The 24,477-nt window shown below is 71.9% G+C and carries 19 protein-coding genes; 9 read left to right on the top strand and 10 right to left on the bottom strand.

Translation table 11 applies throughout. The features are described 5' to 3' along the window. Nucleotides 1–84 precede the first annotated feature (84 nt). The 4 genes from ACN27J_RS20570 to ACN27J_RS20585 all read right to left on the bottom strand — a co-directional run bounded on the left by ACN27J_RS20570 (nt 85) and on the right by ACN27J_RS20585 (nt 5,773). Nucleotides 85–876, bottom strand: a complete 792-nt coding sequence (locus ACN27J_RS20570; protein ID WP_421368629.1) for an SDR family NAD(P)-dependent oxidoreductase — start codon at nt 874–876, stop codon at nt 85–87. 87 nt (nt 877–963) lie between these two features. Continuing rightward, nucleotides 964–1,749 carry a hypothetical protein gene (locus ACN27J_RS20575; RefSeq protein WP_421368632.1) on the bottom strand — a complete coding sequence of 262 codons (786 nt, stop codon included), beginning with the start codon at nt 1,747–1,749 and terminating at the stop codon, nt 964–966. Nucleotides 1,750–1,909: 160 nt separating this feature from the next. Next, on the bottom strand, nt 1,910–4,501 hold the full coding sequence (gene clpB / locus ACN27J_RS20580; RefSeq protein WP_421368634.1) for an ATP-dependent chaperone ClpB: 2,592 nt from the start codon (nt 4,499–4,501) through the stop codon (nt 1,910–1,912). A gap of 111 nt (nt 4,502–4,612) precedes the next feature. Beyond that, a complete protein-coding gene (locus ACN27J_RS20585) occupies nt 4,613–5,773 on the bottom strand; it encodes a WD40/YVTN/BNR-like repeat-containing protein (protein WP_421368636.1) in 1,161 nt (386 codons plus the stop codon). 136 nt (nt 5,774–5,909) lie between these two features. Here ACN27J_RS20585 and ACN27J_RS20590 point away from each other — a divergent pair, with 136 nt between their 5' ends. The 3 genes from ACN27J_RS20590 (at nt 5,910) to ACN27J_RS20600 (ending at nt 8,196) form a co-directional block, all read left to right on the top strand. Continuing rightward, on the top strand, nt 5,910–6,410 hold the full coding sequence (locus tag ACN27J_RS20590; protein WP_278172676.1) for a cation:proton antiporter regulatory subunit: 501 nt from the start codon (nt 5,910–5,912) through the stop codon (nt 6,408–6,410). 7 nt (nt 6,411–6,417) lie between these two features. Further along, nucleotides 6,418–7,647 carry a cation:proton antiporter gene (locus tag ACN27J_RS20595; RefSeq protein WP_421368638.1) on the top strand — a complete coding sequence of 410 codons (1,230 nt, stop codon included), beginning with the start codon at nt 6,418–6,420 and terminating at the stop codon, nt 7,645–7,647. Nucleotides 7,648–7,764: 117 nt separating this feature from the next. Then, a complete protein-coding gene (locus ACN27J_RS20600) occupies nt 7,765–8,196 on the top strand; it encodes a hypothetical protein (RefSeq protein WP_278172681.1) in 432 nt (143 codons plus the stop codon). Here ACN27J_RS20600 and ACN27J_RS20605 read toward each other — a convergent pair. Next, nucleotides 8,189–8,827: a TetR/AcrR family transcriptional regulator gene (locus ACN27J_RS20605; RefSeq protein ID WP_421368641.1), complete on the bottom strand. Its 639-nt coding sequence runs from the start codon at nt 8,825–8,827 to the stop codon at nt 8,189–8,191. The two genes, ACN27J_RS20600 and ACN27J_RS20605, sit on opposite strands and share 8 nt — an antisense overlap. 75 nt (nt 8,828–8,902) lie before the next feature. Between ACN27J_RS20605 and ACN27J_RS20610 the strand changes: the two genes are divergently transcribed. Next, on the top strand, nt 8,903–11,068 hold the full coding sequence (locus ACN27J_RS20610; RefSeq protein ID WP_421368643.1) for an MMPL family transporter: 2,166 nt from the start codon (nt 8,903–8,905) through the stop codon (nt 11,066–11,068). On the opposite strand, the gene ACN27J_RS20615 is transcribed toward ACN27J_RS20610, so the two are convergent. The 4 genes from ACN27J_RS20615 to dnaK all read right to left on the bottom strand — a co-directional run bounded on the left by ACN27J_RS20615 (nt 11,065) and on the right by dnaK (nt 15,861). Then, nucleotides 11,065–11,532, bottom strand: coding sequence for a heat shock protein transcriptional repressor HspR (locus ACN27J_RS20615; RefSeq protein ID WP_421368645.1), 468 nt, complete (start codon nt 11,530–11,532; stop codon nt 11,065–11,067). The two genes, ACN27J_RS20610 and ACN27J_RS20615, sit on opposite strands and share 4 nt — an antisense overlap. A gap of 7 nt (nt 11,533–11,539) precedes the next feature. Further along, nucleotides 11,540–12,757: a molecular chaperone DnaJ gene (gene dnaJ / locus ACN27J_RS20620; RefSeq protein WP_278172686.1), complete on the bottom strand. Its 1,218-nt coding sequence runs from the start codon at nt 12,755–12,757 to the stop codon at nt 11,540–11,542. Nucleotides 12,758–12,938: 181 nt separating this feature from the next. Continuing rightward, nucleotides 12,939–13,880 carry a nucleotide exchange factor GrpE gene (locus ACN27J_RS20625; RefSeq protein WP_421368648.1) on the bottom strand — a complete coding sequence of 314 codons (942 nt, stop codon included), beginning with the start codon at nt 13,878–13,880 and terminating at the stop codon, nt 12,939–12,941. A 67-nt stretch (nt 13,881–13,947) separates the two neighbouring features. Next, nucleotides 13,948–15,861, bottom strand: coding sequence for a molecular chaperone DnaK (gene dnaK / locus ACN27J_RS20630; RefSeq protein ID WP_421368650.1), 1,914 nt, complete (start codon nt 15,859–15,861; stop codon nt 13,948–13,950). A gap of 233 nt (nt 15,862–16,094) precedes the next feature. On the opposite strand from dnaK, the gene ACN27J_RS20635 reads away from it, so the two are divergent. The 3 genes from ACN27J_RS20635 (at nt 16,095) to ACN27J_RS20645 (ending at nt 21,063) form a co-directional block, all read left to right on the top strand. Next, entirely contained in the window at nt 16,095–17,942 is a 1,848-nt protein-coding gene (locus ACN27J_RS20635; RefSeq protein WP_421368652.1) for an ABC transporter, read from the top strand. Further along, nucleotides 17,939–19,699: a GTPase family protein gene (locus ACN27J_RS20640; protein WP_421368655.1), complete on the top strand. Its 1,761-nt coding sequence runs from the start codon at nt 17,939–17,941 to the stop codon at nt 19,697–19,699. Before ACN27J_RS20635 ends, ACN27J_RS20640 begins: the two co-directional genes overlap by 4 nt. A 134-nt stretch (nt 19,700–19,833) precedes the next feature. Next, nucleotides 19,834–21,063, top strand: coding sequence for a hypothetical protein (locus ACN27J_RS20645; RefSeq protein ID WP_421368658.1), 1,230 nt, complete (start codon nt 19,834–19,836; stop codon nt 21,061–21,063). 13 nt (nt 21,064–21,076) lie between these two features. On the opposite strand, the gene ACN27J_RS20650 is transcribed toward ACN27J_RS20645, so the two are convergent. Continuing rightward, a complete protein-coding gene (locus ACN27J_RS20650) occupies nt 21,077–21,859 on the bottom strand; it encodes a hypothetical protein (RefSeq protein WP_421368660.1) in 783 nt (260 codons plus the stop codon). Between the two features lie 449 nt (nt 21,860–22,308). Between ACN27J_RS20650 and pdhA the strand changes: the two genes are divergently transcribed. Next, nucleotides 22,309–23,487 carry a pyruvate dehydrogenase (acetyl-transferring) E1 component subunit alpha gene (gene pdhA, locus ACN27J_RS20655; RefSeq protein ID WP_278172695.1) on the top strand — a complete coding sequence of 393 codons (1,179 nt, stop codon included), beginning with the start codon at nt 22,309–22,311 and terminating at the stop codon, nt 23,485–23,487. Continuing rightward, complete coding sequence (locus ACN27J_RS20660; RefSeq protein WP_421372355.1) at nt 23,484–24,473, top strand: alpha-ketoacid dehydrogenase subunit beta; 990 nt, start codon at nt 23,484–23,486, stop codon at nt 24,471–24,473. Before pdhA ends, ACN27J_RS20660 begins: the two co-directional genes overlap by 4 nt. Nucleotides 24,474–24,477 lie beyond the last annotated feature (4 nt).

Raw genomic sequence — 24,477 nt, forward strand, 5'->3', positions numbered from 1 at the left:
CCTCGCTACCTGGTCATACACCACGAAATCCCTGGTCAACGCGGCAACCAGCGCAGCGACGTACCCGCTGATACGCTCTTCGGCTCACTCGCCACCCTTCGGACGCCCGACCGCCAACCGGAGCAGTCCATGCGGAGCGTGACGCACCACAGTGGCGAGCGCCTTGTAGCGCCAGTCCGGGACACTCACCGCCCGCCCCCTGGCCAGGTCCCGCAGACCATCGGAGACCACGTCGTCGGCCCGCAGCCACAGCCAGGTCGGCGAGCCGGAGGTCCGGATGCCGGCGCGTTCGTGGAACTCGGTGCGGACGTAGCCCGGGCACAGCGCCATCACCCGCACCCCGAGGTGGCGGACCGACATGTCGATCGACTCACTGAAGTTCGTCACCCAGGCCTTGCTCGCCGAATAGGTCGAACCAGCTGCTAACGGACCAAAGCCCGCCACCGACGAGACATTAATCACTCTGCCCTGTCGGCGTTGCACCATGCCGGGCAGGACGGCATGCGTCAACCGCAGCACCGCCTCCACATTGAGCCGCAGCAGCCGCAGCTCGTCCGCCTCATCGGTGCGCCGGAACGACCGGTTCAGACCGATGCCCGCGTTGTTGACCAGCAGGTCGACCGGTGCGTCAGCGGACCGCAGCCGGTCGGCCACGGCGGTCACTCCACCGTCAGTAGCCAGGTCGGCGTCGAGCACCTCGACGGTCACGCCGTGCCGGTCGGCCAGCTCGTCCGCCAACGTGGTGAGCCGCTGCCGGTCACGGGCGACCAGCACCAGCCGGTACCGGTCGGCGGCGAGCCGACGGGCGAAGCTGGCACCGAGGCCGGCGGTGGCCCCGGTGACCAGTGCGGTACGCAGGGCAGGCTTGTCCCCCACGTCGTCACCTCCTACGAGGACCGGGTCTCCCCGTACCGGCGCGGGTCGGCCCGCCCCAGGCGGACCGACCCGGTGATCGACTGATCGTCAGCTGCTCGGCGGTGGGGGGTTGCCGGGCGGATTCTCCGGCGGCCCGGCAGCCGGCGGCGCGCCAGGGGTCGGCGGCGGACCGGGCGGGGTGGCCGGCGGCGGCGGGCCGGCAGCCGGCGGTGCGCCGGGGGCGGCGGGGTAGCTCGGGTAGTTGCCGCCCGGCATCGGCGGTACGCCGTACCCGCCGCCCGGCACCGGCGGCTCCCAGGCCACGGCGGGCTTACGGAAGAAGTCGTTCGACGGCGGCAGCGCCAGCAGGATCAGCGCGGCCAGCAGCGCCAGCACGGTCACGACGCCGAGCAACAGGTTGACCGGCTCGTACCAGCCGGGCAGCGCGGCCTCCAGATCCCGTTGCACCTGCGCCGGGTCCGGCATGTTCGGGTCGGTGCTGGTCGGGCCGGTGGGCAGCGCACTACCCGCCGCTCCGAGCGCGAGCCCGCCCCCGGAGCAGCAGAGGAAGATGCCGCCGAGCACCCAGGTGACGATCCGGGACGGGTTCTTGCCCCGGTTGTTGAGCAGCGCCAGCACCACCAGGCCGGCGGCGACCAGCAGACCGAAGATCGCCCCGGCGATCATGGAGACCGTCGTGATGGTGCTGGCGGCCTCCAAGTCGGTGCCGGCGTAGGCGTCCTCGTAGACCTGTTGCATCGTGCCCATCACCGACAGCGCGACGATCAGGCCGACCAGTTGCAGCGCGGCGATCAGGAACAGCAGGTAACTCGAAATGGTGACGGTGCTCGGCCGCGCCTTGACCGGTGGCGCGGCCGGATTCGGATCCGACACGGCTCTCCTTCCCGAAAGCTTCGGAAGATCACCGTAGCGGTACCCCGCCAGTCACATGGGGCAAACGAGGCCGCGTCGACCTCGTGTTTCACCGCCGAACCCGGCCCGCGCCGACGGGCCGGGAGATCGACGTCACTCAACTGGACTGCATCGACGCCGATCAGCCGGCCTGCACCGCCAGCCCTTCCTTGTCGTCGGCGAGCTGCACCCGGACGGTGTCGCCGTCGCGGATCTCGCCGGCCAGCAGCGCCTTGGCCAGCTGGTCGCCGATCGCCGACTGGACCAGTCGACGCAGCGGCCGGGCCCCGTAGATCGGGTCGTAGCCGTGCTCAGCCAGCCAGCTGCGGGAGGCTTCGTCGACGTCCAGGGTCAGCCGGCGGTCGGCCAGCCGCCGCCGCATCCGATCCAGCTGGATGTCCACGATCGACCGCAGCTCCGCGCCGCTGAGCATGGCAAAGACCACGATGTCGTCCAGCCGGTTGAGGAACTCCGGCTTGAAGTGCGCCCGGACCACGGCCAGCACCGCGTCGCGGCGCTGCTCCTCGGTCAACGTCAGGTCGTTGATCAGCGTCGAGCCGAGGTTGGAGGTGAGGATCAGGATCGCGTTGCGGAAGTCCACCGTACGGCCCTGCCCGTCGGTGAGCCGGCCGTCGTCGAGCACCTGCAGCAGCACGTCGAAGACGTCCGGGTGGGCCTTCTCCACCTCGTCGAGCAGGATCACCGAGTACGGCCGGCGGCGTACCGCCTCGGTCAGCTGACCGCCCTCCTCGTACCCGACGTAGCCGGGTGGGGCACCGACCAGCCGGGCCACCGAGTGCTTCTCGGCGTACTCGCTCATGTCGATGCGGACCATGGCCCGCTCGTCGTCGAAGAGGAACTCGGCCAGGGCCTTGCCCAGCTCGGTCTTGCCGACGCCGGTCGGGCCGAGGAAGAGGAAGCTGCCGGTCGGCCGGTCCGGGTCGGCGACCCCGGCGCGGGCCCGACGAACCGCGTCGGAGACGGCGGTGACGGCGGTGGCCTGACCGACCACCCGGGCGCCCAGCGAGGACTCCATCCGCAGCAGCTTGGCGGTCTCGCCCTCCATCAGTCGGCCGGCCGGGATGCCGGTCCAGGCGGCGACGACGGCGGCGATGTCGTCGGCGCCGATCTCCTCCTTGAGCATCGCGCCGTCGGCCTGCAGCGCGGCCAGCTCGGTCTCGGCGCGGGCGAGCTCGCCCTGCAGCGCCGGGATCCGGCCGTACCGCAGCTCGGCGGCGCGCTCGAGCTCGCCGTCGCGTTCGGCCCGCTCCGCCTCGCCGCCGAGGCGCTCCAGCTCCTCGCGGGCGGTGGAGATCCGGGTGATGTGTCCCTTTTCCAGCTGCCAGCGATCACTGAGCGCGGTCAGCTGCTCACGTTTGTCGGCCAGCTCGCGGCGCAGCCGCTCCAGCCGCTGCGCCGAGCCCGGATCGGGCTCCTTGGCCAGCGCCATCTCCTCGATCTCGAGCCGGCGGACGGCCCGTTCGATTTCGTCGACTTCGACCGGCCGGGAGTCGATCTCCATCCGCAGCCGGGAGGCGGACTCGTCGACCAGGTCGATCGCCTTGTCCGGCAGGAACCGGTCGGTGATGTAGCGGTCGGACAGGCCGGCGGCGGCGACCAGCGCAGCGTCGGTGATCCGTACGCCGTGGTGCACTTCGTAGCGTTCCTTGAGCCCGCGCAGGATGCCGATGGTGTCCTCCACGGTCGGCTCGCCGACCAGCACCGGCTGGAACCGCCGCTCCAACGCCGGGTCCTTCTCGATGTGTTCGCGGTACTCGTCGAGGGTGGTCGCGCCGACCATCCGCAGCTCGCCCCGGGCCAGCATCGGCTTGAGCATGTTGCCGGCGTCCATCGAGCCTTCGCCCTTGCCGGCACCGACCACCGTGTGCAGCTCGTCGAGGAAGGTGATCACCTGGCCGTCGGAGCTCTTGATCTCCTCCAGGACCGACTTGAGCCGCTCCTCGAACTGCCCCCGGTACTGCGCACCGGCGACCATGGCGCCGAGGTCGAGGGAGACCAGCCGCTTGTCGCGCAGCGACTCGGGTACGTCGCCGGCGACGATTCGCTGGGCGAGCCCTTCGACGATCGCGGTCTTACCGACGCCGGGTTCGCCGATCAGCACCGGGTTGTTCTTGGTACGCCGGGACAGCACCTGGATCACCCGGCGGATCTCGGCGTCCCGCCCGATCACCGGGTCGATCTTGCCGTCGCGGGCGCTGGCGGTCAGGTCGACGCCGTACTTCTCCAGGGCCTGGTAGGTCTGCTCCGGGTCGGCGGTGGTGACCCGACGGTCGCCGCCGCGCACCGACGGGAACGCGGCGACCAGGTTCTCCTCGGTGGCACCGGCGCTCTTGAGCAGTTGGGCGACTGCGCCGCCGACTCGGGCCAGGCCGGCCAGCAGGTGCTCGGTGGAGGTGTACTCGTCGCCGAGTGGGCGGGCGATCTGCTCGGCCGCGCCGATCGCGTTGGCGAACTCGCGGGACAGGCTCGGCTCGGCGACGCTGGAGCCGCGCGCGGCGGGCAGGTTCTCCACGGTCCGTACGGCGGACCGGCGGATCTCCACCGGGTTGGCGCCGACGGCCCGCAGCAGGCCGGCGGCGGTCGAGCCGCCGGTGTCCAGCAGGGAGAGCAGCAGATGCCACGGTTCGACCGTGGCGTGGCCCCGCTGGTTGGCGATGGCGACCGCGGCGGTGATGACTTCGCGACTCTTCGTGGTCAGACGTTCGGCGTTCATGTGCTCCCCTGTACGGCAGGTTGGTCCACTGATGAGGACACCACCAGACTTGAGTCTATTCCACTCAACTCCGATCGACGAGTCGACCGCCGAAGCCCGACCCGCACCGGGCTACCGCCCGTACGGTTCCCAGGAGATCTCCACCCACCCGGCACCCGACGGCTGCCGCACGTTGAGCAGCACCGCTCCGTCCGGTCGGACCGCCTGCACCGTCCCGTCCCACAGCCGGGTCAGGTAGGCGCCCTGCACCGGCCAGTCGACCGGCTCGAAGCGGCCGTCGGAGCCGACCGACCAGACACCGGTACGGGTGGTGACCAGCAGCCGGCCACCGTCCGGCAGCACCGACACCACCACGTCCGGCGGCGGGTCGTGGACCGGCACCGGCTCCAGCCGACCCCAATCGGCCCGCCAGACGAGCGGAAACTCACCCGGCAGGGGCACCGGCTCGCCGATCAGCCAGTAACCGCCCGACGGCGTCGTCTCTACGACGAACCGACGGATCCGCTCCGGATCCGCGACGGTGACCGCGTCGGTGCGCCACAGCCAGCGCACCCCGGGCCCACCGCCGCCGTCATCGTCGGTCGCCACCGGCGCGCCGAACGCCACATGCAGCCGGCCCTCGTGCAGTCCGACGACGGTCAGCTTGTCGCCGATGTGGCCGACGGTCTGCACCACCGGGATCGGCGGCTGCTGCGCCAACGGGACCATCCCTTGCTCGGTCACCTCGACGACCCGCGCCACCGGATCGGTCTCGCAGCACACCTGGTACGGCCCGTCCCAACTGGCGAACTCCGGCGGCATCGACCCGTCCGATCTGGTCGACCGGGTGAAGGTCGCACCCCCGTCGACGAACCGGTACCAGGCGGCGCCAGCCGCGATGACCAGGCTGCCGTACCCGACCAGCATCGAATGCTCCCTCGCCGCCGGGTCCGGATGCTCCCGACGCTGCCAGGACCGGCCGCCGTCGGAGGTCGCGTAGAGCAGTGCCGGGCAACTCGCCGGCGCCCCGGTGCCCACCGACGTGCCGCATCCGTGGAAGTAGGTGTACCCGTGGTTGGCGTCGTCGAACGCGATGAACGGGGCGGTGTAGCCGGCCGGCACCTGCATCGGGCGTACCTCGACGGCGGGCCCGCCGACAGGCACCGTCGCGTCGGTCGACGGGGTCGCGCGGTCTGGAGGTGGCCGGCGGATGTCGCCGATCGAACACCCAGTGAGGATCAGCAGGGCCGACAGACCGATGGCCGTGACGGACCCGCCTGCCCGACGTCGCATCCGCCGTCTCCTTCCGTCCACGCCCCACAACCGCCCGGTCCGGCGACCACGCCTGGGCCGATTCGGCACCGCGTCCGCACCAGTCTGCCGGGACGCGGCGCGACCGGTCGGCCCGTGGCGGCGTAGCGTGGACGGTGTGCGCGCACGTGTGGAACAGGTCGATCTCCCCGGCATCGGGGTACGCCACGACCTGATGACCGAGTCAGGCCGACGGATCGGCGTGGTGAGTCACCGGTCAGGGCGTCGGGACCTCGTCCTCTACGACCGGGACGATCCGGATGCCTGTGACGCCGACATCCCGCTGACCGACGACGAGGCGGAGGCGCTCGCCGACATCCTCGGCGCGTCGCTGATGCTCAGCCAGCTCGCCGGGCTGCGCGACCAGGCCGCCGGGCTGCTCACCGAGCAGGTACCGATCTCAGCCGGCTCGCCGTTCGTCGGCCGTACCCTCGGCGACACCAAGACGCGGACCCGCACCGGGGCGTCGATCGTGGCGGTGCTGCGCAACCGGGAGGTGCTGGCCTCCCCCGGGCCGGAGTTCCGGTTCGCCGCCGGCGACGTGGTGGTGGTCGTCGGCACCAGGTCCGGGCTGGACGGCGTCGGCGGCATCCTCGCCAACGACGACCCGGCCGGCTGACCCGGCCATGCACGACAGCGCACTGCTGCTGATCGAACTCGGCGCGCTGCTGCTGCTCCTCGGGCTGCTCAGCCGCCTGTCCCGGCGCTACGGGCTGTCCCCGATTCCGCTCTACCTGCTCGCCGGGCTGCTGTTCGGTCACGGCGGGCTGCTCCCGCTGCATGACATCCAGGACTTCTTCGCCGTCGGGGCGGAGATAGGCGTGGTGCTGCTGCTGGTGATGCTCGGGCTGGAGTACTCGGCGAGCGAGCTGGTCGGCAACCTGCGCCGGGCGGCACCGGCCGGCCTGATCGACGCGCTGCTCAACGCGCTGCCGGGAGTCGCGTTCGCCCTGCTGCTCGGCTGGGGGCCGACGGCCGCCGTGGTGCTCGGCGGGATCACCTGGATCTCGTCGTCCGGCGTGATCGCCAAGATGCTCGGCGACCTGGGCCGGCTGGGTAACCGGGAGACACCGGTCATCCTGTCGATCCTGGTCGTCGAGGACCTGGCGATGGCGTTCTACCTGCCGGTGCTCAGCGCGGTGCTGATCGGCGCCGGGCTCGCCGCCGGCAGCGTGGCGGTCGCGGTAGCGGTCACCACGGTCACCGTCGTGCTGCTGGTCGCGGTCCGGTTCGGCCACCGGATCTCCGCTCTGCTGTCGGTACGCGACCCGGAGGCGTTGCTGCTCGGCGTACTCGGATTGACCCTGCTGGTCGCCGGGATCGCCGCCGAACTGCAGGTCTCCGCGGCGGTCGGCGCGTTCCTGGTCGGCATCGCGCTGTCCGGGCCGGTGGCGCACAGCGCCACCGAACTGCTCACCCCGCTGCGGGACGTGTTCGCCTCGGTCTTCTTCGTCTTCTTCGGGCTGGTGACCGACCCCCGGGACATCCCGCCGGTACTGCTGCCGGCCCTCGGGCTGGCGGTGGTGACGATGTGCACCAAGGTGCTGACCGGTTACCTGGCCGCCAAGCGGGCCGGCATCGCCGCTCCCGGTCGGTGGCGGGCCGGGCTGGCGCTGATGCCGCGTGGGGAGTTCTCTATCGTGATCGCCGGCCTGGCGGTCGCCAGCTCCGGTATCGAGCCGGCGCTCGCGCCGTTGGCCACCGCGTACGTGCTGATCACCGTGGTGACCGGACCGGTGCTGGCCCGGATTCCGGATTCCCGCTGGTTCAAGCGTCGACTGCGGGGGCGACGCGCACCCCTCGCGGCCAGCAGAGATCACCTGACGGAAGTGGACCAACACGTACCGGCTTCGTGAATGGCACAATGAGGGACTTCCCCGATCACCCTCCGACACGCTACCGTGGCGCGGCAGTAGCTAGTGGTAGGCCCGGGGCCGATTGTGCCCTGTCGGCCGCGAACGGGAGGGTCCCCGTTGAGCGTGCAAGAGTCGGCGTTCCGCGGCTTCGCCAACCCGGTGGATCCGTCGCCCGCCGAGCTGCGCGCCTGGGCGTACCAGCCGGACTCGGTCCCGCTGCAGTCGATGCCGCAGGACTGGGACCTGCTCGTCTCCGGTGACCGGTTGATCACCACGCTGTTCGACCTGGCGATGGATTCGACCTGTCCGGCCCGCCGGTTCGCGCTGCACTGCCTCTACATCTACGCGGCGGACGGTATCCGGACCAACTTCCGCGCCCACCCGAAACGGCGGCTGCGCAAGCTGGTCGAGCAGGCCGAGCAGGACGGCGACGAGCTGATGTCGGTCTGGGCGCACAACACCCGGGTGCTGCTGGCCAAGCCGCAGCTGTTCGACTACCACGACTGGTGCGAGGGCGGCCTGGTCCGCAAGTCCCGCCGGCTCAGCTAGCGTCGGCGAGTCCCGCGACCGCGACCTGCATCGCCCGCTGCAGGCCGGCCAGCAGTTGGTCTTGGTCGACCAGGATCGCCTGCTCCGGTTCGGGCAGGTCGGCGAGGAGTTGCATCATCACCGCGACCAGCGCGCCGACGAACGATCCGACCATCGCCGCGGCGGTGACCTCGTCGAGCTCGTCCGGGAAGGATTCGTGCAGCCCGCGGGCCAGCTCGGTCTGCCCGCTGAGCAGCAGCCGTAGCGCGTAGCCCTGCAGCGCCGGGCTGGCCAGGATCATCCGGACCCGGACCGGCGCCAGCCGGGCGAACAGCTGGTTCGAGAAGGTGCTGGTGGCGAAGATCCGTTGGGCGGTACGCAGCAGCACGTCGGCCGGGCTTTCGCCGGGATGCCGGAGCCGGATCTCGGTCTGGGCCAGGCGCAGGCGTTCGGCATTGTCCGCGAAGAGGACCTCTTCCTTGGTCCGGAAGTAGCTGAAGAAGGTCCGGGTGGAGACCTCGGCCGCGGCGGCGATCTCGGCGACGGTCGTCTCGTCGTAGCCCTTGCGGTCGAACAGGTCGGCCGCCGCTTCGATCAGTGCCGCCCGGGTGCGTTCCTTCTTGCGCTCGCGCAGGCCCGGTTCGGTCGGCATGCAGACACCTTACGCCGCGAGCAGGCCAAACTTCACTTGTTGCAATTTTGCACTGACTGCAGTCATGCTGGTGACATGGAACGCACGCTGGAACGACTCGGCCGGGCCTGCGCCGCCCAGCCCTGGCACACCATCGCGGCCTGGTTGCTGGTCGCCGTCGCTCTCGTCGGCATCGGCCAGCTCACCGGCGGCAGCTTCGTCAACGACTTCCGGGTGCCCGGCGCCGAGTCGCAACGCGCCGCCGACCTGATCCAACGGCACTTTCCGGCGTACGGCGCGGACAGCGCCGAGATCGTCTGGCACGCCGCCGACGGTGACCTGCGCGAGGCCGACCGCGCCGCCGCGATCACCGCCGCCGTCGGGGCGATCCGTCAGCAGCCGTCCGTCGTCGACGCCGGCAACCCGTTGCCCGACGCCACCGACCCCACCTCCGGCGGGCTGCTCAGCCCGGACGGTCGCACCGCCACCAGCACCGTCCGCTACGACCGGCACGCCGGCGAGCTCGGCCCGACGGCGTACCAGCGACTCGACGCGGCGGTCGCGCCGGCCCGCGCCGCCGGCATCGACGTCGACTTCCGCGGCCTGGTCGTCGACGTCGCGTTCGAGCCGACCACCGGCAGCGCCGAACTCGTCGGCCTGGCCGCCGCCGCCGTGGTGCTGCTGGTCTCCTTCGGCTCGGTGGTCGCGGCCGGACTACCGATCCTGGTCGCCCTGGTCGGCCTCGCCGCCGGCACCGCGCTGGTGCTGATCGCCGCAGCGGCGGTGGACATCCCCAGCTCCGCACCGATCGTCGCGGTGATGCTCGGCCTGGGCGCCGGCATCGACTACGCGCTCTTCGTCGTCACCCGGTTCCGCGCGGCCCTGGCCGACGGAACCACCGACCCGGTCACCGCCGCCGGCCGGGCCGCCGGCACCGCCGGACACGCGGTGCTGTTCGCCGGCGGTACGGTCGTGGTGGCGATCCTCGGGCTGCTGTTCACCGGCATCCCGTTCGTCGGGGCGATGGGGCTGGCCGGCGCGTTGACCGTGACCGCGACGATGGCGGCGGCGCTGACCCTGCTACCGGCGGTCCTCGGGCTGCTCGGCGGCCGGGTCGACGCGGGCCGGCTCCGGCGACGCCCAGCCGGTCGGGCGACCCCCACCGGCGAACGAGGTGGCGCCACCGGCGCCACCGGCCGCTGGCCGGCGTGGGGGCGCCACGTCGAGCGCCACCGGCTGGCGTACGCCGTCGGTGCGACCCTGCTGCTGCTCGTCATCACCGCTCCGGTGTTCACGCTGCGGCTCGGCACCCCGGACGACGGCAACCAGCCGGCGCACTGGCCGCAGCGGCAGGCGTACGACCGGGTGGCCGCCGCTTTCGGGCCGGGCTGGAACGGGCCGTTGGTGCTCGCCGTACCGGTCCCGGCGGCGCTTTCGGCGACGGAGGCAGCCGACGCGTCCGACGGTCTCGCCCGCCGACTCGCCGCGGACCCGGCGGTCGAACTGGTCACCCCGGCCCAGCTCAGCGCCGACGGTCAGGTCGCGCTACTTACCGTGGTGCCCCGGTACGCGCCCCAGGACGACCGGGTGGCCGACCTGGTGCACCGGGTCAGGTCCGACATCGGCCCGGCGGCGCTCGACCGGTACAGCACCGAGGTGCTGATCGCCGGCACCACCGCGTTCATGATCGACATCGCGGACGCGGTCGCCGACCGACTGCCCTGGGTGGTGCTCGCGGTGATCATCGCGGCCGGGTTGCTGCTGGTGGCGATGTTCCGGGCGCCGCTGATCGCGGTCAAGGCCGCCGTGCTGGCGCTGCTGTCCATCGGCACCGCGTACGGCGTACTGGTGGTGATCTTCCAGTGGGGGTGGGGGCTGGAGCTGATCGGTGTCGACCGCCCGGTGCCGATCATGTCCGTGGTGCCGATGCTGCTCTTCGCCGTGCTGTTCGGACTGTCGATGGACTACGAGGTGTTCCTGCTCTCCGCCGTCCGCGAGGAGTACCGCCGCAGCGGCGACGCGGGTGCGGCGGTGGTGGCCGGGCTGGCCGGCACCGGTCGGGTGATCACCGCTGCGGCGACGATCATGGCGGTGGTCTTCCTCAGCTTCGTGTGGATCGACGACACCCTGGTCAAGATGATCGGCATCGGGCTGGCCACCGCCGTGGTCATCGACGCGACGGTGATCCGGGTGGTGCTCGCCCCGGCGGTGCTGAGCCTGCTCGGTCACCGCGCCTGGTGGCCGGTCCGCAGGGCCGGCTAGCCGGTCTGCTCGGAACCTGGGCGGGCCGGCCGGTCCCGGCGCTGGGGCCGCCACACCACCAGGGCGGTCGAGGTGCGGCTGGTCGGGACCAGGTCACGTCGCGGGTACGGGCCGACCGACTCCAGCCCGGCGATCCGCTGGTACGCCTCGGCCAGCTCGGCGCGCAACCCGTCGACCTGCTGCTGCAGGTCGCCGACGAGCTGCTCCAGCCCGATGATCCGCTTGATGCCGGCCAGGTTGACGCCGTCGTCCTGGCTGAGCCGCTGGACCTCGCGCAGCAGCACCACGTCCCGGACGCTGTACCGGCGGCCGCCGCCGGCCGCCCGGCCGGCCTGTACCAGGCCCAGCCGGTCGTACTGGCGCAGCGTCTGTGGATGCATGCCGGCCATCCGCGCCGCCACCGAGATGATCAGGACCTTGGCGTCGGAGGCGGCCTCGAACGTGATCAGCAGCTCCTCGTCCACCCCTCACTCACCTCCCGTCTGTCCCTCGCGGCGACCCGGCGGCCTGCTCCTCGTTGCGACGCAGCCGGGCGGCGAGACGTTCCCGGTCGGCAGCGGGGGTGTGCTCCGCGAAGGTCCGCAGGGCGGCCTGTGCCGACTCGTCCACGGTAGCCGGAACGACGACCTCGACGGTCACCAGAAGATCGCCGGTGGTGCCGTCCCGGCGGGGCACACCCTTGCCACGCGCCCGCAAGGTACGCCCACTCGGCGTACCTGGTTGCACCCGCAAGGTGACTGCCCCGTCCATGGTCGGGACCCGCAGGTCGGTGCCGAGCACCGCCTCGGCGTAGGTGATCGGCACGGTCAACGTGAGATCGTCGCCAGTCCGCCCGAACAGTTCGTCGTTGCGGACCTTGACCAGCACGTACAGGTCACCGGCCGGGCCACCCCGGTCGCCCGGCTCGCCCCGCCCGGCCAACCGGATCCGCTGGCCGTCCGCCACGCCGGGTGGGAAGCGGACGTTCAGCGTCCGGGTCTTGGTCACCCCACCGGAGCCGTGACATTCCGGGCACTTCTCGTCAACGATCGTGCCCACCCCCTGGCAGTCACGGCACGGCTCGGAGAAGCTGAACGACCCCTGGTTGCGGGTGGTCAGCCCGGACCCGGCACAGGTCGGGCAGGTCCTCGGCACCGAGCCTGGCTTGGCACCGTTGCCGTGGCAGGTGTCGCACACCCCGGGTGCCCGCAGGCTCAGCGGCAACGTCGTGCCACGTACGGCGGCGCCGAAGTCCAGCACCACCTCGGCTTCGACGTCGCGGCCACGGGCCGGTCCACGGGTACGCATCCCGCCCCCGCCGCCGCCGGAAAAGATCGAGCTGAAGATGTCGGAGAACCCGGCCCCGCCGAACCGACGGTCGCCGGCACCGCCGGCACCAGCGAAGCCGCCGAACAGGTCGGCCGGGTCGAAGCCCGGCCCGCCGCCACGCGCTCCCCGGCGGAACGCACCCGAACCGAACAGCGAGCGCATCTCGTCGTACTCCTTGCGCCGCCGATCGTCGGCGAGCACGTTGTACGCCTCCGACACCGCCTTGAACCGCTCCTCGAAGGCCGAGTTGCCGGGGTTGTGGTCGGGATGCAACTCGCGGGCCAGCTTGCGGTACGCCTTCTTGATCTCGTCGGCGGAGGCTGTCTTGGGCACCCCCAGCACGGCGTAGAAGTCCTTTTCCAGCCAGTCCTTGGAACTCACCCTGTCCTCCTCCTGTCCGTCACCGGACCCCGACCCTGACCGCCCTGGTGCCAGGTGGACGACCGGCCGTCCACTGCGGGCCCGGCCCACGCGCGGCGGCCGGTACCGCGGTGCCGGCGGCGGGACGCACTCCGCGTCCCGCCGCCGGCCGTGATGTTCGCCGGTGGACCACCGGCGGCGGTCATTCCGGGTCTGCGACAGCGACCAGTGCCGCCCGCAGCAGCCGGTCCCCGAGCAGGTAGCCCCGCCGCATCACGTCGACGCAGGTGGGTTCGGTGACCTCGGCGGAGGTCAGGTGCGCGACCGCCTCGTGCTGGGTGGGATCGAACGGGTCGCCCTTCTCACCGAAGCCGGTGAGCCCGAACTTGCCCAGCGCCGCGCCGAGTTGCTCGGCCACGGCGCCGAACGGGCCGACCAGGTCGCCGTGCTCCCGCGCCCGGTCCAGGTCGTCCAGGATCGGCAGCAGCGCGGCGAGAACCGCACCGGTGGCCTGATCGGCGGCGACCCCTTTGTCCCGCTCGACCCGCTTGCGATAGTTGGCGTACTCGGCGGTCACCCGCTGCAGGTCGCGGGTGCGTTCGTCGAGATCGGCGCGGAGCGCCTCCAGCTCGGCGCCGAGCGGACCGGAACCGGCCACGCCCCCGGCCGCCTCCTCGGCGTCCGACTCCGGTGCCGGCTCCACCACTTCGCCGACCACCGGCTCGTCGACGACGGCAGTGTCCGACGAGTCGGGCTGAACGGCCCGGTCGGTGCCGGACCCGGTGCCGGTCGCGGACCCGGTGCTCGTCGCTGTTGCGGACCGGGTCGGCTCGTCCTTTCCGGTGTCGCTGGCGGCCGACCCGTCAGCGGACCTGTCGTCGGCTTTCCCGCTCACTGGCTCCTCCTCCGTGCCCGACCGGGCGTGCCGCCCAGTCGGACGATGGTCGGTGGGGGGTGCCGCACCCGTCGGCTCGGCCGCCGCGTGCCGCGCGGTCCGGGGCCGCGTCCCGGTCGGGTCGATCCGGCGTTTGTCCCGGATCACCAGGCGCTCGGTGGTTTCACCGTCCGCCTGCCCGACCGGTGCCGAGCGGCGCCTCGGCGGGCCGGTGCCGGCCGGATCAGCGGCCCGTGACTTCTCCGTCATGTGGCTACCTCGCTCCGTGCGGCAGTTCGAGGGAAGATCATCGCTGGTCCTCGGCCTCGACGAAGACTCACTTCTTGTCGTCCTCGATGATCTCCGCGTCGACCACGTCGTCCGGCCCGCCGGCGGCGCCACCCGACGCGGACGCCCCAGCGGCGCCCGGTCCGGCGGTGCCCGGTCCGGGCTCGCCGGGGCCGCCGGCACCGCCCGGCTGACCCGGCTGCTCGGCCTGCTGGGCGTAGAGCTGCGAGCCGGCCTGCTGGGAAACCTGCGCCAGCTTCTCGTGCGCGGACTTGATCGCCTCGATGTCGCTGCCGGCCAACGCGCCACGCAGTTCGCCCAGCGCGTCGTTCATCTGGTCGCGGGAGTCCGACGGCAGCTTGTCGCCGCTCTCGGCGAGGAACTTCTCGGTCTGCCACTGCAGCTGCTCGGCCAGGTTGCGGGTCTCCGCCTCCTCGCGACGTCGCTTGTCCTCGTCGGCGTGGTCCTGCGCGTCGCGCATCATCCGCTCGATGTCGTCCTTCGGCAGCGCCGAGCCGCCGGTGATCGTCATCGACTGCTCCTTGCCGGTGCCCAGGTCCTTGGCGTTGACGTGGACGATGCCGTTCGCGTCGATGTCGAAGGCGACCTCGACCTGCGGCACGCCGCGCGGCGCCGGCGGAAGCCCGGTCAGCTCGAAGGTGCCGAGCTTCTTGTTGTACGCGGCGATGTCCCGCTCACCCTGGAAGACCTGGATGAGCACCGACGGCTGGTTGTCGTCGGCCGTGGTGAACACCTCGGAGCGCTTGGTCGGGATGGTGGTGTTGCGCTCGATCAGCTTGGTGAAGATGCCGCCCTTGGTCTCGATGCCCAGGCTCAGCGGGGTCACGTCGAGCAGCAGTACGTCCTTGACCTCGCCCTTGAGCACCCCGGCCTGCAGCGCGGCACCGACCGCGACCACCTCGTCCGGGTTGACGCCCTTGTTCGGCTCCCGGCCGGTCAGCTGCTTGACCAGGTCGGAGACGGCCGGCATCCGGGTGGACCCGCCGACCAGGATGACGTGGTCGACGTCGGCCAGCTTGACGCTGGCGTCCTTGATCGCCTGCTCGAACGGGCCCTTGCAGCGGTCCAGCAGGTCCTGGGTCATCCGCTGGAACTCGGCGCGGGTCAGCGTGACGTCCAGGTGCAGCGGCGCCGACGGGGCACCGTCCGACCCAGCCGGGCCGGCGGTGATGTACGGCAGGTTGATGCTGGTCGTGGTGGCGGCGGACAGCTCGATCTTGGCCTTCTCGGCGGCTTCCCGCAGCCGCTGCATCGCCATCTTGTCCTGGGCGAGGTCCACGCCGTGCTGGCCACGGAACGTCTTCACCAGGTGGTCGATGATCCGCTGGTCCCAGTCGTCACCACCGAGCAGGTTGTCACCACTGGTCGACTTGACCTCGATCACGCCCTCGCCGAGCTCCAGCAGCGAGACGTCGAAGGTGCCGCCACCGAGGTCGAAGACCAGGACGGTCTGCTCCTTGGAGCCCTTGTCCAGGCCGTACGCCAGGGCCGCCGCGGTCGGCTCGTTGACGATCCGCAGCACGTTGAACCCGGCGATCTCGCCGGCTTCCTTGGTGGCCTGACGCTGCGCGTCGTTGAAGTACGCCGGGACGGTGATCACCGCGTCGGTGATCCGCTCACCGAGGTAGGCCTCGGCGTCCCGCTTGAGCTTCATCAGGGTACGGGCGGAGATCTCCTGCGGCGTGTACTTCTTGCCGTCGATGTCGACGGTCCAGTTGGTGCCGATCTCCCGCTTGACCGACCGGATCGTCCGGTCCGGGTTGGTCACCGCCTGCCGCTTGGCGACCTCGCCGACGAGCACCTCACCGTTGCGGGCGAACGCGACGATGGAAGGAGTGGTCCGGGAGCCCTCCGCGTTGGCGATGACGGTAGGCTCACCACCCTCCAGCACACTGACGCAGGAGTTCGTCGTGCCCAGGTCGATACCGACCGCACGTGCCATGGTCGCTTCCTCGCTTCGTTCGTAGAGCAGGTGCCGGGGCACCGCCCCGCCGTACACCCACCACAAGTTGAGTGGACTTGACTCAATACTGCCACGATCGCAGCCACCGTCAAGTCAGGTTGAGTCTGAGCCGCGCAACTCATGCCCCCACCAGCACCGATACCCCCTCGGGCCCCGTCGCACACAGTGTCATCGGTAGCCACGCCGGGCCGGTTCAGGTTGTCTGGCATGCATTGATCGGGCACGCTTTACCCGTGACCACGCAGGGCGGACCGGCCGCGCCCAACCCCGGCGCACCCGAACTTCCCGCTGCTCTCAATCGACTACGCTCCGCAATCGCGGCGATGGCGTACCCCCTCGTGCTGCCCTCAGCCGAGGAGGGCCGCGAGGTCGGTACCGGCCTGATCGCCCAGCTCGACGACTATCTACTGCCCCGGCTCGCCCGACTCGACGCACCGCTGCTGGTGGTGGTCGGCGGCTCCACCGGTGCGGGCAAGTCGACCCTGGTCAACAGCATGGTCCGGGCCCGGGTCAGCGCCACCGGCGTACTGCGGCCCACCACCCGGTCCCCGGTGCTGGTCAGCCACCCGGCGGACGCCAGCTGGTTCCGGCAGGGCGAGCTGCTGCCCGGCCTGACCCGCACCGCCGGCCCCACCGACGCCCCGGACGCGCTGCAGCTCGTCGCAGCGCCGGCGCTACCCCCCGGGCTGGCCTTCCTCGACGCGCCGGACATCGACTCGGTGGTCGACGCCAACCGGGCGCTCGCCGTCCAACTCCTCGCCGCCGCCGACCTGTGGCTGTTCGTCACCACCGCCGCCCGGTACGCCGACGCGGTCCCCTGGCAACTGCTGCAGACCGCGCAGCTGCGCGGGACCATGGTCGCGCTCGCCCTGGACCGGGTGCCGACCGAGGCGGTCGACGAGATCACCGCGCACCTGCGGGAGATGCTCACCGACCACGACCTCGGCGACGTACCGATCTTCGTGGTGCCGGAGACGGTGGTCGGCGGCCAAGGGCTGCTGCCGGAGATCGTCGCCGCGCCGCTGCGCGAATGGTTCGGCCGGCTCGCCGGGGACGCCGCCGCCCGCGCCGCGGTGATCCGGCAGTCCCTCGACGGGGCGCTGAGCGCGCTGGCACCGACCGTCGAAGGGCTGGCCTCCGCCGCCGACGATCAACTCGACGCGGCCCGTACCTTGACCGACCGGGTCCGCGCCGCGTACCGCAGCGCGAGCCGCAACGCCGAGCAGGCGGTGCAGGACGGCCGGCTGCTCCGCGGCGAAGTACTTGGCCGCTGGCAGGACTTCGTCGGCACCGGCGAACTGTTCCGCTCGCTGGAGGCCAGGGTGGGGCGGCTCCGCGACCGGGTGCTCAGCGCCGTCACCGGCCGGCCGGCACCCGCCAACCAGCTGCGGACCGCGATCGAGTCACAACTGGTCACCCTGATCAAGGGCGCGGCGACCGAGGCCGCCGACGCCGCGCACCTCGCCTGGCGGACCCACCCGGCCGGCGCCGCGCTACTCACCCCGGACCTCGCCCGACCCTCCGCCGACCTGCCGGAGCGCGCCGAGCGGCTGGTCCGCGACTGGCAACGCGACGTGCTCGAACTGGTCCGGACCGAGGCCGGCGACAAACGGTTCGTCGCCCGCACCGCCGCGTACGCGGTGAACGCCACCGGGCTCGCCGTCATGATCGCCGTCTTCGCCTCGACCGCCTTCATCCCGACCGGGCTGGAGGTCGCCGCCGCCGGCGGCACCACCGTCGCGGCGCAGAAGGTGCTCGAGGCGATCTTCGGCGACCAGGCGATCCGCAACCTCGCCAACCGGTCCCGGGAGGGTCTGCTGCGCCGGATCCGGGCGCTGCTCGACGAGGAGGCCGGCCGCTACCTGCGGCTGATCGAAGCGGCCGGTGTCCCGCCGCAGGCCGTTGACGCCACGGCCACCGCGCCCGGCGACCGGCTGCGCGCCGCAGCCGTCGAGGTCGAGCAGGCCCGGGCGGCCGCCGGGTTGAGCGGCGGTACGCCGTACCGGTTGCCGGAAACCCTGCCCGGCGCGACCGGACCGCTGCCGGGAGCGGTCGCGTGACCGGCTTCGTCGACCGGGTCCGGCACCTGGTCCGAGGGAACCCACGGGTGGACGCCGACCTGCTGGTCGACCGGCTCGACGCGCTCGGGCGGTTCCTGCGCGCCGCCGACGGTCGGATTCCCGACGACCGGCTCGGAGCCGCCCGCACCCTGGTCGAGCGGGCCGGGGCCCGGCTGGCGCTGTCCCGGGAGCACACCGTCGTGGCGCTGGCCGGCGCCACCGGCAGCGGCAAGTCCAGCATCTTCAACGCGCTGGCCGGGCGGGACCTCTCTCCGGTCGGCGTACGCCGGCCCACCACCGGGTACGCGCACGCGTGCGGGTGGGGCGCGGTCGACGGGGCGAGCGGGCTGTTGGACTGGGTCGGGGTACTGCCCCGGCACCGGTTCGTCCGGGAGAGCGCCCTGGACGGCACCGACGAGGCCGGGCTGCACGGTCTGGTCCTGCTCGACCTGCCCGACTTCGACTCGGTCGAGTACGGACACCGGCTGGAGGTCGACCGGCTACTCGGCCTGGTCGACCTGGTGATCTGGGTGGTCGACCCGCAGAAGTACGCCGACCGGGTGATCCACCGCGGCTATCTGCGGGAGTTCCATCGCAACCGGGACGTCACCGTGGTGGTGCTCAACCACGCCGACCGGCTGGACCGGACCGAGCTGCCCCGGCTGCTCGCCGACCTGCGCCGGCTGCTCGACGCCGACGGGCTCGACGGAGTCCCGCTGCTGGCCACCTCTGCGCTGGTGCCGGCCGCGATGACCGAGCTGCGCCGGCTGTTGGAAGGCACGGTGGCCGAGCGGCAGGCGGCGCTGCGGCGACTCTCCGGTGACCTGAACTCGGTCACCGACGGCCTGGCGGAACTGGTCGGCCCGGCCGGCGAACACACCGAGGAGGAGATCAACCGTGGCACGGTGCGCCGGCTCAGCCTGGCGCTGGCAGCGGCGGCCGGGGTGCCGAGCGTGGTCGACGCCGTCGACTCGGCGTACCGGCACCGGGCCGGGGCCGCGACCGGCTGGCCGCTCACCCGGGCCTGGCGCAGGCTGCGGCCGGATCCGCTGCTACGGCTGCACCTGCTCGGCTCCCGCCGGGCCGGCGGGATCGACCCGGCCGACCAGCCAGCGCCGGTGACCGCGCCCGATCGACCGGGGCCGCCGTCGCTGGCCGGGGCTGGTGGACCGGTGCCGGTCACCTCGTTGCCGGCACCGAGTGCCGCGCAGCGCGCCGCGGTCGATCTGGCCGTACGCGGCCTCGCCGAGCAGGCCGGCAGTCGGCTGCCGACCCCCTGGTCGGCGGCGGTCGCCGCCGCCGCCCGGTCGCAACGGGCCGAGCTGCCGGACGCTCTCGACCGGGCGATCGGCGGTGCCGACCTGGGCCTGGACCGGCAGCCGATGTGGTGGCGGCTGGTCGGCGCGGTGCAGTGGGCGGTCACCGCTACGGCCGCCGCCGGGCTCGGCTGGCTGCTGGTCGGCTTCGTCATCCGTACGCTGGGTCTGCCCGCCCTCGACTATCCGACGGTCGGTGTCCTGCCGGTGCCGACCGCGATGCTGCTCGGCGGCCTGCTCGGCGGGATTCTGCTCAGTCTGCTGATCCGGCCGGTGACCGGGTGGGCGGCCCGGCGGGTCCGCAGACGGGCCGAGGACCGGCTGTACGACGTGGTGGCCGAGACTGCCCGCCGGCTGGTCGTCGCCCCGGTCCGGGCGGTCCTGCAGGCGCACGCCGACGCCCGTGACGCGTTGGACCGTGCCCGGTCGTCCCACCGCTGAGGACCCCGTCCGGTCTCCCGGTGGGAGCGCGGCCCACCGCCTGGCTGGACGGGGCCGGAGTCCACCCGCCCGGCGTGCCCGACATGTAACGCACAGGTGATGCCAGCCGCCGCAGCACGGCGTAGGGTCGATTCATGGCCACGCCTGAAACCCCCTACGAAGCGGTGCTCGCCGCCGCCCGTGACGTGACCAAGTTGGAGTGTGCCCTCGACGCGGAGATGCTCGGCGCCGCCCTGCTCGGCAGCGTGTACGCGGTGGCGGAGACGGACCGGGCCGACGCGGTCCGGGAGTTCGTCGGCGGCTTTCTCGCCGCCACCACCCGCCGGCGCGCCGCCGCCGCGACCACCATCCGTACCGTTTTCGCCCGGCTGGTGCCGGAGGCGGCGGGCGCCGCCGCGGTGAAGGTCGGCAAGACCGCGCCGCCCTGGTCGGACCGGTTGGGCCGGGTCCGGCTGACCGGCAGCTACGCCTACGGCGACGTGTACGGCGACCAGACTTCGTACCTGGCCACCTTCGCCTACGACGACGAGCTCGGCGGCCCCGAGCACGCGATGGTGGCGCTGGTCGACCACAACATAGGCATCACCAAGGACGTCTTCGTCGGTGGTCCGGCCGAGCGGGTCCTCGGTCAGGTTCGGCAGATGTGTGCCAACGACGAGCTGACCTGGTTCCGCGAAGAGGATCCCCGGGTGCTGCGCGGTGAGGTGAGCCGGCACCTGGCGATCACCGACGGCCTGGGCGAGTTGCCCGGCGAGGGGTCGCTCGCCACCGACCGGGCGTTGGTCGGCGCGCGGCTCGCCGTACTGCCCGCGCCGCTGCGGACCGTGGCGCCGGCGCCGGACGATCCGTTGCCCGCCGACCGGCGGACCGTTCTGGTGCGGGAGTTCCTCGCGTCTGCCGAGGCCAAGCGGTTCGGGCTGGACGCGGCCGGCGACGCAGACCTTGCCTCGCTGCACTTCTGTCTGAGCCTGGTGCTCGACCACTCGGCGAGCCTGCTCGACCCCGACCCGATGCGCTGGAGCCCGGCGGTGGCCGGCATGTTCCTGCTCGACTGGGTGCACCGCCGGGCGGTGCTGGACATCGACGACGCGGCCATGCTGCCCGGAGTGGTCCGCGGCTGGTCCGCGTACGCCGGCCGGCAGCGCGGTCTACCGGCGGCGGCGTTCAGCCAGACGGACGCCGCGATCGCCGAGATGGTGCCGGAGTTCGTCCGCCTCTACACCACCGGGGAGCGCCGCAGCCCGGCCACGGCCGCGGTCGCCCAGCTCCTTGCCGAGGGTGTCGACCTCAACGATCCGCAGGCGCTCGACGCCTGGATCGAGGCCAACCGGCAACGACTCGCCGACGAGCAGGGCGGAGCCTGACGGGTCTACCCGGTCATGCCGCGTCCGATGGGTGCGGACTGCAGGACGGATCCGGCGTCGGATCCGGATCCACGTCGGGGTCCGGCGTCGGCGTCGGCGTCGGATCGGGGTCCGGCAACGGGTCGATGTCCGGATCAACATCGGGGTCCGGGGTCGGCGTCGGATCGGGATCAGGGGACGGGTCGATGTCCGGATCGATGTCGGGATCGATGTCCGGGTCCACGTCTGGATTCGGCGAGGGTGTCGGCGTCGGATCGGGCTCCGGGTCGATGTCGGGGTCGACGTCGGTGACGGGCGGCGGGTCGTCAGGGTCCGGCGAGTCGTCCGGAGTGTCGGATGGTGGCTGTTCGGGCCCAGGATCGCTGGGGGTCGTCGGTGCCGGACCATCGGAGTCCGCCGGTGCGCCCGGGGCCGGCCGGCCACGACCCGACGACCCGCTCCCGCTGTCGCGCTTCGTGCCGGTGGAAGGTCCGTCCCGGCCGCCGGCACGACGGTCCGCCGACGCGTCCTGCTCCGTACCGTCCCCGCCGGTCGGCTCGACCGGTCCGGACGGGGTCGGGTGCGGCAGCGGCTGCACGATGATCGGTCCGCCGCCCGGCTGACCGATCAGCGGCAGCACCGTGGCCGGGCCACCTCCGGCCACCGTCGCCGAACCCGCGCCGAGCGTCGCAAGCAGCGGCAACGAGGCGGTCAGCACCAGCAACGCCACGATCAACGCGAACCGCCGGGCAGGTCCGTCCACCCCGGTGGGCCGGGCCACGCGATCCTGCGGCAGCAGCACGGCTCGTCTCCTCATCGGTATGGCCTCCGGTCGATCCACGGTCCCACAGATCACCGGCTCTGGATACATCGTGAAGCAGTGACAGAAAGTTTTCCAGTTCAATACATCGTGTTATCAGAACCGGACGGATGAGTCACACTCGGCCGAACGCAGCGCGAGGCTACAAGTTCCGCGCAACGCGGACATCGCACCTGCACGACCGGACCGACCTATGACACCCCTCACCTCCAATGCGAATATGGACCGGACGGCACCGCAGCCGCTGCCTCCGCCTCTACCGCGGCGGGCACGACTCGATGACGTCCCTCCCGGACCGGGTCCAGCCAGAACCCGGCCCGTGCCGCGCGGCAACCCTGACCCGGGCCAGGCGCGGCGAGAGGACCTGCACCGGCAGCAGCCGGCAGCAGGACGAGCTGCGCGGTCGGGACACCCCCGCTGCCACGCACGAACGATGGGAGAGACGGATGGCGAAAGGCGAGCGCGGGACAGCGACCCGTGCCAGACCGGCCGCAGCTCGACGGCGCGTCAACAGGAACGCCGCCGATCCGGAGTTGGTGCAACTACTGACTCCGGACGGCGAACGGATCGACCGGGTGACCGGCCCCGACGGCACGCAGTACACGGTCGACTTCACCGACGCCGAGTACCGTGCCCTCTACCGGGACCTCGTCGTGGTGCGGAAACTCGATGCCGAGGCGACCGCCCTGCAGCGCCAAGGTGAGCTGGGCATCTGGGCGAGCCTGCTCGGTCAGGAGGCCGCGCAGGTCGGTTCCGGACGGGCGCTGCGCGCTCAGGACATGGCGTTTCCCACCTACCGCGAACACGGTGTGCTCTACTGCCGCGGCATCGACCCGATCATGCCGCTGGGGTTGTTCCGCGGGGTCGACCAGGGTGGCTGGGATCCGAACGAGTTCAAGTTCAACATGTACACGATCGTGATCGGCGCCCAGACGCTGCACGCCACCGGCTACGCCATGGGCATCACCATGGACGGCAAGGTCGGCGGCGACGACGGCGAGGCGGTCATCGCGTACTTCGGCGACGGGGCGTCGGCACAGGGTGACGTCAACGAAGCCTTCGTCTGGTCCAGCGTCTTCAACGCGCCGATTGTCTTCTTCTGTCAGAACAACCAGTACGCCATCTCCGAACCCCTCGAACGACAGACCAGGATCCCGCTCTACCAGCGGTCGTCCGGCTTCGGCTTCCCGGGCGTACGGGTGGACGGCAACGACGTGCTGGCCAGCTACGCGGTGACCCGGACCGCGCTGGACAACGCCCGGCACGGGCAGGGCCCGACGCTGATCGAGGCGTACACGTACCGGATGGGGGCGCACACCACCTCCGACGACCCGACCCGGTACCGGATCGCCAGCGAGGTGGAGGCGTGGCAGGCCAAGGACCCGATCGCCCGGGTCCGCGCCTTCCTGGAGAAGCAGCAGATCGCCGATGCCGACTTCTTCGCCGAGGTCGACGCGCAGGCCAAGCAGGACGCGGTGCAGTTGCGGGAGCGGGTGCTGAGCATGCCCGACCCGCAGCCCGGCGCGCTCTTCGATCACGTGTACGCGCACGGCTCGCCGCTGCTCGACACCGAACGGGCCCAGTTCGAGCGGTACCTGGCGTCGTTCGAGGGAGGGTCGCACTGATGGCTGAGACACTCACTCTCGGTAAGGCGCTCAACGCCGGGTTGCGCAGGGCGCTGGACAGCGACAACAAGGTCGTCCTGATGGGCGAGGACGTCGGCAAGCTCGGCGGTGTCTTCCGGATCACCGACGGACTGCAGAAGGACTTCGGCGAGGACCGGGTGATCGACACCCCGCTGGCCGAGTCCGGGATCATCGGCACCGCCGTCGGTCTGGCCATCCGCGGCTTCCGTCCGATCTGCGAGATCCAGTTCGACGGCTTCGTCTACCCGGCGTACGACCAGATCGTGTCCCAGGTGGCCAAGATGCACTACCGGTCGCAGGGCAAGGTGAAGCTGCCGATCGTGATCCGGATCCCGTTCGGCGGCGGTATCGGCGCGGTGGAGCACCACTCCGAGTCGCCGGAAGCGTACTTCTCGCACACCGCCGGGCTGAAGGTCGTTGCCTGCTCCAACCCGCAGGACGCCTACACGATGATCCAGCAGGCGGTGCTCTCCGACGACCCGATCATCTTCCTGGAGCCGAAGCGGCGGTACTGGGAGAAGGCGCCGGTCGAGCTGGAGACACCGCCGGGTACGGCGTACCCGCTGCATGCCGCCCGCACCGTGCGGCCCGGCAGCGACGCGACGGTCCTGGCGTACGGGCCGATGGTGCGCACCGCTCTGGACGCGGCGACCGCCGCCGCCGAGGAGGGCCGCGAACTCGAGGTGATCGACCTGCGGTCGCTGTCCCCGCTGGACCTGGCCGGCACGTACGAGTCGGTCCGGCGGACCGGTCGTTGCGTGGTGGTGCACGAGGCGCCGACGAACCTCGGTCTCGGTGCCGAGATCGCCGCCCGGATCACCGAGGAGTGCTTCTACTCCCTGGAGGCGCCGGTCCTGCGGGTGGGCGGCTTCAACACGCCGTACCCGGCTGCCCGTCTGGAGGAGGAGTACCTGCCGGACCTGGACCGGGTACTCGACGCCGTCGACCGCGCGTTCGGTTGGTGAGCGC

It is taken from the genome of Solwaraspora sp. WMMB762, assembly GCF_049179115.1.
Classification (GTDB): domain Bacteria; phylum Actinomycetota; class Actinomycetes; order Mycobacteriales; family Micromonosporaceae; genus Micromonospora_E.

Coding starts and splice junctions, on each gene's coding strand:
- clpB (WP_421368634.1), bottom strand. CDS start 4,501: ATGAACGCCGAACGTCTGACCACGAAGAGTCGCGAAGTCATCACCGCC.
- ACN27J_RS20585 (WP_421368636.1), bottom strand. CDS start 5,773: ATGCGACGTCGGGCAGGCGGGTCCGTCACGGCCATCGGTCTGTCGGCC.
- ACN27J_RS20595 (WP_421368638.1), top strand. CDS start 6,418: ATGCACGACAGCGCACTGCTGCTGATCGAACTCGGCGCGCTGCTGCTG.
- ACN27J_RS20605 (WP_421368641.1), bottom strand. CDS start 8,827: ATGCCGACCGAACCGGGCCTGCGCGAGCGCAAGAAGGAACGCACCCGG.
- ACN27J_RS20610 (WP_421368643.1), top strand. CDS start 8,903: ATGGAACGCACGCTGGAACGACTCGGCCGGGCCTGCGCCGCCCAGCCC.
- ACN27J_RS20625 (WP_421368648.1), bottom strand. CDS start 13,880: ATGACGGAGAAGTCACGGGCCGCTGATCCGGCCGGCACCGGCCCGCCG.
- dnaK (WP_421368650.1), bottom strand. CDS start 15,861: ATGGCACGTGCGGTCGGTATCGACCTGGGCACGACGAACTCCTGCGTC.
- ACN27J_RS20645 (WP_421368658.1), top strand. CDS start 19,834: ATGGCCACGCCTGAAACCCCCTACGAAGCGGTGCTCGCCGCCGCCCGT.
- ACN27J_RS20650 (WP_421368660.1), bottom strand. CDS start 21,859: ATGAGGAGACGAGCCGTGCTGCTGCCGCAGGATCGCGTGGCCCGGCCC.
- pdhA (WP_278172695.1), top strand. CDS start 22,309: ATGGCGAAAGGCGAGCGCGGGACAGCGACCCGTGCCAGACCGGCCGCA.